Origin of the sequence: Massilia genomosp. 1, from assembly GCF_011682185.1 — a bacterium.
GTDB classification, from domain to species: Bacteria; Pseudomonadota; Gammaproteobacteria; order Burkholderiales; family Burkholderiaceae_D; genus Telluria_A; species Telluria_A rubra.
Window position 1 is genome coordinate 1 of record NZ_WHJF01000470.1, and the last position, 327, is coordinate 327.

Consider the following 327-nt stretch of genomic DNA (forward strand, 5'->3'; position numbering starts at 1 on the left):
CCGCTTTGCACGCGGCCATACAGGTCGAATCCAATCCAAAGGGATCAATGAACGTCAGTGGATTTCCCCCGACATAGCCGTACGTATTGATCCCGCCGCCAAGCCCGATCGGATCGCTCTGCACATAACGTCCTGTCTGCGGATCGTAATCCCGATAATAGTTGTAGAACAAATTTGTATTCTTGTCGTAATACTGCCCGGGCATCCGCAGATTGAAGGTAAAGGTGCCAACACCGCTCGGATTTTCGTTCGGGGGCGTCAAGCCAAACGGATCACCATTGTCCCAGCGCCAGACAATTTTATTGTCGGGCGTACGTGTAATCATCC

The 327-nt window shown here is 52.0% G+C and carries 1 protein-coding gene; it reads right to left on the minus strand.

The features are described from left to right. A partial coding sequence (locus F1735_RS34550; protein WP_167241567.1) for an RHS repeat-associated core domain-containing protein occupies positions 1-327 on the minus strand: 327 nt, incomplete at both ends.